The following is a 461-nucleotide window of genomic DNA, read 5'->3' as shown; positions in this document are numbered from 1 at the left end:
ACAAAGACCCGGGCTGGTTCAAGCACCCCAAGGGCACCAACGCCTTCGAATGGACCGGCGCCATGCCGGAGCCCGCCCGCTTTGCGAGCGAGGGCGGCCAGTCCATGCCGCCGTCCAAGCGCAACAAGCCGGGTGAGATCGAGGTCCAGATCCGCAAGCCCACAGGCGGCTCCGGTCACAACCACTGAAAACAGCTTGCGTCGTAGAGGCCCGGCCGCACCACTTCCCCTTCCACTCATCAGTTCAGAAGAGAGTTCCCATGAAAAAGTCGTTCATCGCCATCGCAGCCGCGCTTGTCGCGCTCGCCCCCCTCGCCAGCCAGGCCCATGACGGCGTAGACCATGCCGCTTCCGCGCCCGCCGCCAAAGCTGCCGACGGCCACGCTCACAGCCACGGCGACAGCGACGCCATCGGCGTGGCCGGCAAAGCCGCCAAGGTCACGCGCACGGTCAACGTTGACA

General features: G+C 66.4%; 2 protein-coding genes. Both read left to right on the top strand.

Annotated elements, in window-relative coordinates:
• Nucleotides 1–188 (top strand): hypothetical protein (locus tag C1I99_RS35480; RefSeq protein WP_199562479.1); only part of this gene is annotated, 188 nt, incomplete at its 5' end.
• Between the two features lie 71 nt (nt 189–259).
• Nucleotides 260–461, top strand: a 202-nt coding sequence (locus C1I99_RS35475; protein ID WP_199562478.1) for a hypothetical protein, incomplete at its 3' end; no start/stop codon positions are given.

The sequence above is a fragment of the Micromonospora deserti genome, from assembly GCF_003236335.1.
GTDB classification, from domain to species: Bacteria; Actinomycetota; Actinomycetes; order Mycobacteriales; family Micromonosporaceae; genus Micromonospora; species Micromonospora deserti.
The sequence above is the reverse complement of the archived record's forward strand: the minus strand, read 5'-3'. Positions and strand labels throughout refer to the sequence as shown.